We start from the raw sequence: 8,054 nt of genomic DNA, 5'->3' as shown, positions 1-8,054 counted from the left end.
CGATATGCTCTCGGATTTAGAATTAAAACTAGAAGAAGCTATACGTAATTCTCTAAAATTACCTAGGGAAGAACAATTAACCTACAAAAAGGTAAGAGAAACAAAACAACTTTATTTAAATAATAGTCAAATTTCCGACCTATCAGGAATAGAGCATTTTACTAATTTAACCAGTCTCGATTTAAGTTCTAACCAATTTCCCCAGAATCAGTTAGAAAAAATTAGTAGTTTAGAAAACTTAGAAACTCTCATACTCAGTAATAGCAATTTAGAGAATTTAGAAAGTATTCAAGGATTAGTTCGGTTAAAAAGACTGTATTTATACTATAACCAAATAAAAGATATATCCGCCCTAGCTAAGTGTACTCAATTAGAGATATTATCACTCAATCGCAACAGAATCACTAGTGTAGAGGGGTTGAAAAACTTAAACAACCTCAAAGAATTATATTTAGATAATAATCAAATTTCAGATTTAACTGCCATAGCCAATCTCAGACAATTACAAAGACTCTCAGCTAATAATAACCAAATTACTCAGATTGATAATTTTCTCTATAACTTAAGTCAATTAGAATATCTGAGTCTGAAAAATAACCAAATAGAAGCCAAAAGATTATCTACTCCAGTACAACTAACCAAACTAAAAGAATTATATTTAGACAATAACAAAATAGACAATATGAGTTTTCTCCCAGGTTTACAACAACTAAAAGTAGTTAGTATTGATGATCATCCCATCAACATTATCAAACCTATAGAAAGTCTTGACAATCCAACTACCGAATCAATACCAGGTAATCAATCAGTTGCTGTAACAAGTAATAATCAAGATAATAACTATTCAGATACCGATCTTCTTTGGGATTTAGATTTAGAATTAGAAAAAGCCATACATGATTCTCTTAATTTACCCTATGGACAAGAATTAACCTACAAAAGGGTAAGAGAGATAAAAGAACTTAATTTAGCTAACAGATGGATTCATGATCTATCAGGAATAGAACATTTTACTAATTTAATCAGTCTCGATTTAAGTTGTAATAAATTGCCCCAGAATCAGTTAGAAAAAATTATTAGTTTAGAAAACTTAGAAACTTTAATACTCAGTAATAGCAATCTGGAGAATTTAGAAAGTTTACAAGGATTGGTAAGATTAAAAATACTTAATTTAAATAATAATCAGCTCAATGATATTTCTGCTTTAGGTAAATTAACCCAGTTAGAGATATTATCACTCAATCACAACTCAATCACTAGTGTAGAGGAGTTGAGAAACTTAACTAAGTTAAAAGAATTATCTTTAGATAGCAATCAAATTTCAGATTTAACCCCAATAGGCAATCTTCAGCAATTACAAATACTATCAGCTAATAATAACCAAATTACCCAGATTGATAATTTTCTCTACAACTTAAGCCAATTAGAATATCTGAGTCTGATAAATAACCAGATATCAGCACAAAGATTACCTCCGTTAGTCAAACTAACCCAACTAACAGAGTTATACCTAGACAATAACAAAATAGAAGATATTCGGTTTCTCACGGTTTTACAACAACTCAAGATACTGAGTGTTGAAAATAATCCCATAAAAACTCTCAAACCATTAGAAAATCTCAAAAATTTAACCAGTAAATCAACTAAAGGGAGTCAATCAGTTGGACAAAAAAATAAAAATAATTTAATCTTTGAATTAGCCCCTGGTGTGCAATTAGAGATGGTACAGATTCCAGGAGGTAAATTTTTGATGGGGAGTAAGCAGGGTGATAGGCGTGAAATGCCCCAACATGAAGTAACAGTGGCACCATTTGCCTTAGGGAAATATCCAGTTACCCAAGCCCAATATCAAGCAATTATGGGTAATAATCCATCTAACTTCAAGGGAAATAATTTACCAGTGGAATGTGTAAGTTGGGAAGAAGCAGAAGAATTTTGTAAAAAACTATCAAACCAAACAGAATTAGAATTTAGACTACCAAGTGAAGCCGAGTGGGAATACGCATGTAGAGCAGGAAGTGAAACAAGTTATGGTTTTGGAGAAGATAGTAATAAGTTAAAAGAGTATGGTTGGTATGGGGATAACTCAAATCAGCAAACTCAGCCAGTAGGGCAGAAAAAACCGAATAGGTGGGGATTGTATGATATGCCGGGAAACGTTTGGGAGTGGTGTGCAGATGATTGGCATGAAAATTATGAAGGAGCCCCTGAAGATGGGAGTATATGGCTAAATAGTAATAATAGCTATAAAATACTACGCGGAGGTTCTTGGGACTTTAGTAGCGACAACTGCCGTTCCGCCTCTCGTAATGTCTACACGCGCGACCGTAGGAGCTACTACTACGGTTTTCGTGTTGCGTTAGTGTTCTCCAGAATTACATAACCCTGTGTACTTTTACTCTTTAATTCTTTACTCTATCCCGCCTGTGGCGGGTCGAATTTTTTTTGAGATTTAGTATCATAAGGAGTACAACTGAGATCTTGCACCTTTGCCAAAAGTTGCTGGTTGTGGTTGAGTTTTGAAGTAATGAGTTTTGAAGTAATGAGTTAAAGAATTAATGCGATCGCCCTTAAAAATTGGTTGACCCTAAAGGCGTATTCAGACTAGATTTTGTAGGTTGGGCAGGGAGATAACCCAACATCAATATTTAATTATATAATTAATTAAACATTAATGTTGGGTTTCGTGCCTCAACCCAACCTACAATAATTTGGTACATAAGTACTGGTGGAAGATGTGAGTTTTGGGTAGAATTACAAACTCGCTTTGGTAATCTATATTTTGTGAGAGAAAACAGGGAAAACAATGCGATCGCACAATCAATATCCACAGTACAAACTTGTTTACTAAAAGGTGGTTGTAACGTTGTACCAGGATTGCCTCAAGAACAATGGATTCTCACCCTCATCACTTTTAATAAAGAGACTATATAGCTATCCACAGATTTACTTCACTCCTCACCTAAACTACGATAAGAATAATAATCAATCTCTTGTAGTGATTTTACTTCTTCGGCAGAAATTATTTCAAGTTCATTTTGAAAACCAATAGTAGTTATTTGTTCACTGTAGGTATCAGTATTTGAAAAAGTAACAATATAGTAATCTATTGGTTGCCATTGAAAGGCTGTTTGTTGAGCTAAAGCAGTCATATTTTTTGCCGCTTGCTCCATTTCAATAAAACATTAAAATGCGTGCTGCCTTCGGCAGAGCCGAACCGCGCGGTGGGCTCTGGGCTAAACCTCAATCTCCACAAGCTTTTTAGCTTTCTTTCTTACAAATTAACTGTGACGGATAATTAGTTACTACAATTATACTAAAATAATTTGAGACTTTAGCAGCTAAAATTAAAATGAGCGATCGCTAATGGCTCTTTCGCGATTATGGTGTAAATTGTTCTGTTTGTTACATTTTATTCCTTCCTGTCAAAGGTGGGGCTACCTCATGGGGTAGGTGTTAGGTTTCACCTTGTCAGGTGTCAAACACCATTGTTTGTACTGCTATATAACTAATTCAACGGACTTGATCTTATCAGGAAATCATGGCATAATCTGGTGCGTTACGGGCTTCGCCCTAACGCACCCTACTAATACTTTCGTTTTTAAGAAAAAAACTCTAACATAGTAGTCGCCATTATTATTAGGAGATATATCTACTAAATTAACTTATGATTGTCTATTTAGCTTCCTATCCTCGTTCGGGAAATTCTTGGCTACAACTACTGATATATACTCAGTTTAGAAAACTAGTATCCTCTGTATATAGTATTGGTGATTATCCCCCCTCTCATATCCAGGATTGGGAAATTACCACCCAAGCAACTCCACCATCTCCAGAAACAATTACTAGTGAGTGGCGATCGCAAATCCCCCAGCTTATCTGGAATAAATCAATTGCCCTTTACCAAGACCCAGAATTAAAAAGTAAATATCCTAATCATTTTAATCGTTTTCTGTGGCCAGGATGTTTAGATTTTTTAACTCCTGTAAATAGAGAAAAACTAGCGGCAGAAACAGAAGTTTTCTTCATCAAAACCCATGAATTACCTTATCAAGAATACTTCCCAGGAGAAATAGTCATACAACCCATTAGAAATCCTGGGGCAGTTATTTGGTCATATTATCAGTTAATTAACGCCACCAAACTACCAACAGAACCGATAACTACTATTAGTGATATAATTCTGGGGAGAGTTAAATATGGTTCTTGGTCTGATTATCATCAAAAATGGTTAGAAGCTAAAGATAAATTACAGCATAACTATCTATCTATTTACTTTGAATCTTTAAAAGAAAATGAACACCAGTGTTGTGTGAAAATTGCCGAAATCACCGGAATAAAATATTTAAAGAGAACATTTGTCAGGTTTACTGAAATACAACCCCAAAACCCCACATCAAAAAGGGAAGGTAAAGCCTTCGGCTGGGAAAAAAACTTGACAACTAGAGAATTAAAGTTAATTTATGTTACTCATGGTGAGATGATGGATAAACTAGGTTATGGTCAGCCTAATTATCAAGTAGCGAACAAGGAAAGAGAAAAAATGGATCAACAGTTGGAATTGAAACTTCAAGTATTGCACGATTTACTCTACGAAGCGGTAAAATTCCCTAATTGTGCTACAGCCTATACAACATTTGTACGTTCTCTGCGAGAACGCTTACATCCTATTGGAGTGAAAGATATACAAACAGCTAACTTAGCCTCAGGGTTAAAATTACAAGTAGATTTGGGCGATCGCCTCGGTGCCGATATATACTATGGTTATTATCAAGAATATTTTGACTCTCAACTAATCCTCAGTCTAGTTAATGTAGGGGCAACAGTACTTGATATTGGTGCCAACTCTGGCTACTATACAATTTTAACTGCTAGTAAAATAGGAGATGATGGCTTAGTATTATCCTTTGAGCCTCATCCTGATGCCTATGAACTTTTACAAAAAAATGCTTTAATTAACAACTTAGATAACTTAATTCAATCTTATCAAATTTGTCTGGGTGAAGAAGATGGAGAAACAGAATTTTACCTGACAGAAGAATCCTCTTTCAGTGGAATTAGTGCCACAGGTAGAGCTAAAATCAAAGAAAAGGTTAAAGTACCTATTTACCGTTTAGATACCTTTTTAACACAACTAAATATACCAACCGTAGACATAATCAAAATAGATGTAGAGGGTTATGAATTTGCTGTTTTAGAAGGAGCAAAAACTACTCTTAAAAACTCCCCTGATTGCTTAATCATGTTAGAAGTATCCTCTAAAAACTTAAATCAAACTCGTCAAGAGAAACTCATCAAAGTTTTAGCTGATATCTACCAGTTAGGTTTTCGGGGTTGGTTAGTAGAATCCCAATCAGACACACTCAAATGTTTAGAATCACCAGATAATATCAAAGAAATTGGCGCTACCAATTTATTTGTCACTCATCTAAATTCACCTACTACTGAAAATTTACAAACTTCCTATCGGCAGTTACGTCGCCAAGCTTTTCAAGGCATAGCAACACAATTACACTTAACTCCTGACGATATTATATCTCGTAATGCTCAAGACCCTCTAGGGTATGTTCAACTCAGTGGTGCTTTGATTGATTCATGCTTACGCAATCAAACCGCCAAACTAGCAGCAGACTTACGCAATCAAACCGCCAAACTAGCAGCAGAAATAGTTCAACTCAAAAACGAAGTTAATCGTCTAGAAGTTGAGAGTAAAGCTAGACTTGCAGAAATTTATAAACGGGATAGTCAAATACAAGCAGAGTTAAATTTATCATTGGGAGAGCAAATACTCAAAAAAATTAAAGGGAAATTTTTAAAAAAATAGTTAGCACAAAGCAAAAATGAGGTTATTCTCACATCTTCCACCAGTACTTCTGTACTAAATTAACCTCAGAAAAAGTTCATTTCTCTTTCGCCTAAGAAAAGTAGCACTCGGTCAACCAATTTTTAACCCCCTTCGGGTGAGGCACCGAGGCAAGAGAGGCACCGAGGCAAGAGAGGCAGAAGGGAAGGAAGAAGGTATGAAGGTAGAACTTTATCATAACTAATTAAACGGACATGATATGAAATACCACTGTTTGTAATGCTATAATATTAATATATTTAATGCTTACTAACAACTTCAAAGATGGGAACAAATACTGCTAAAGTAAAAATTATTGCCTCGGAACAAAACTGGATTGAAAGTTGGAGTATCGAACAAATTAACCAAACAGCAGAATTACCCGGGATGAAATTGGCGGTAGGAATGCCAGATTTACACCCAGGAAAAGGACATCCCATTGGTGCTGCCTTCATTAGTCATGGTATATTTTATCCCTATCTGGTGGGTAACGATGTGGGTTGTGGTATGGGTTTATGGCAAACCGATATACCATTACGCAAAGTCAAGTTAGATCGCTTTGTTAAAAAACTCCAGGATTTAGATTCTCCATGGGATGGAGATATTGAAGCTTGGTTGAGTGATTATGGCTTAACCAGTGATGAATTTGACTCTTCTTTGGGTACAATTGGAGGAGGCAATCACTTTGCTGAGTTACAGCAATTAGAATCAGTTAAAGATGAAGACAAGTTCACTAAATTTGGCTTAAAGAGTGATTATTTAGTCTTATTAGTTCATTCTGGTTCAAGAGGTAAAGGAGAAGCTATATTAAGAGATCATATCGCTCAATACCGTAATCAAGGATTAAGCGATCAAAGTGAAGATGCCCAAAACTACCTATTTAGACATAATCAAGCCCTTAAATGGGCATCGGCTAATCGAGCTTTAATTTCCCATCGCTTTTTATCTACATTGGGTTATCAAGGGCAAGTTTTAGTAGATGTTAATCATAATACAGTAACACCTGTGATTTATGAAAATCTCAACTGTTGGTTACACCGTAAGGGGGCTTCTCCTTCAGACCAAGGTATAATGATGATTCCTGGTTCTCGTGGAACATATAGTTATTTAGTTGAACCAATTGGCCCTCAAGAAGAAAATGCCTACTCTTTAGCCCATGGTGCAGGGCGAAAATGGAAACGTTCTGACGCTAAAGGTAATCTTTCTCGTCGTTACAAGGTTGATGATTTAATCAAAACTTCTTTTGGTAGTCGAGTTATTTGTGAAGACAAAAATTTGATTTATGAAGAAGCACCACAAGCTTATAAAAATATTGATATTGTCATTCAAGATATGGTAGATGCAGGTTTAATTCGAGTCATTGCTATCTATCGTCCGGTAATTACTTACAAAACCAGAAGAAAAAAATAACTCAAATCTTATACAGAGAATAAACTAAATAAATGTTGTCTTATTGGTTACAAATTACTTCAGGAAAAGGACCTGATGAATGTACCTATTTTGTAGGAAAACTCGCACTAATCTTGCTTAAAGAGGCAAAACAGCTCAAAATTAAAGCAGATATAATTAAATCTATACCGGGAGCTCAACCTGATACTTTTTTATCAATTTTAATCAGTTTAGAAGCTGATGAGCACAGTGTAGAGATAGTCAATTTTATCAATTCTTGGGAAGGTACCATACAATGGATTTGTCAAAGTCCTTTTCGTCCCCATCATAAACGTAAAAACTGGTTTGTAGGAGTAAGTGTACTAACTCCACCGGAAGAAAATGGTAGCTTTAGTGCCGAACAGGTGAAGTTTAGCACAATGCGTTCATCAGGTGCAGGTGGTCAAAATGTTAATAAGGTGGAAACAGCAGTTAGAGCAACTCATCTTCCTAGTGGGATGACTGTAACAGCTTCTGAAGAGCGATCGCAATATCTCAATAAAAAACTAGCTTTAGCAAAGTTAGCAATGATTTTAGAGTCAAAAGAACAGCTAATCGCTGAGGAATTGGAGCAAGAATTTTGGCAAGTTCACCAAAATTTAGAAAGAGGTAATCCTATTCGTATTTATCGAGGGAAAAAGTTCAGTTTGTAGTAGGGGCGCAAGGCTTGCGCCCCCATCTTTGGCTTGCGCCCCCATCTTTGGCTTGCGCCCCCATCTTTGGCTTGCTCCCCCATCTTTGGCTTGCGCCCCCATCTTTGGCTTGCACCCCCATCTTTGGCTTG

5 protein-coding genes and 1 pseudogene are annotated in these 8,054 nt (G+C 35.8%); 5 read left to right on the top strand and 1 reads right to left on the bottom strand.

Going from position 1 to position 8,054, the window contains the following annotated elements; translation table 11 throughout:
• The coding region (locus MW688_RS18530) for a leucine-rich repeat domain-containing protein (RefSeq protein ID WP_486737497.1) at positions 1–2,383 on the top strand (2,383 nt) is incomplete at its 5' end.
• Between the two features lie 359 nt (positions 2,384–2,742).
• Positions 2,743–2,913 (top strand): annotated as a pseudogene (locus MW688_RS18525) (TPM domain-containing protein); the annotation flags it as partial.
• 38 nt (positions 2,914–2,951) lie between these two features.
• On the opposite strand, the gene MW688_RS18520 reads toward MW688_RS18525, so the two are convergent.
• Entirely contained in the window at positions 2,952–3,152 is a 201-nt protein-coding gene (locus tag MW688_RS18520; RefSeq protein WP_486737496.1) for a hypothetical protein, read from the bottom strand.
• 515 nt (positions 3,153–3,667) lie between these two features.
• On the opposite strand from MW688_RS18520, the gene MW688_RS18515 reads away from it, so the two are divergent.
• From MW688_RS18515 to prfH, 3 genes are all read left to right on the top strand, one after another.
• Positions 3,668–5,824: an FkbM family methyltransferase gene (locus MW688_RS18515; protein ID WP_486737495.1), complete on the top strand. Its 2,157-nt coding sequence runs from the start codon at positions 3,668–3,670 to the stop codon at positions 5,822–5,824.
• A gap of 303 nt (positions 5,825–6,127) precedes the next feature.
• Positions 6,128–7,252: an RNA ligase RtcB family protein gene (locus tag MW688_RS18510; RefSeq protein WP_486737494.1), complete on the top strand. Its 1,125-nt coding sequence runs from the start codon at positions 6,128–6,130 to the stop codon at positions 7,250–7,252.
• A 32-nt stretch (positions 7,253–7,284) separates the two neighbouring features.
• Positions 7,285–7,923, top strand: coding sequence for a peptide chain release factor H (gene prfH, locus MW688_RS18505; RefSeq protein ID WP_486737493.1), 639 nt, complete (start codon positions 7,285–7,287; stop codon positions 7,921–7,923).
• The last annotated feature ends 131 nt before the right edge of the window (positions 7,924–8,054 follow it).

The sequence above is a fragment of the Johannesbaptistia floridana genome (assembly GCF_057440575.1).
Note: the sequence above shows the minus strand (reverse complement) of the source record. Positions and strands in the feature narration are given on the sequence as shown.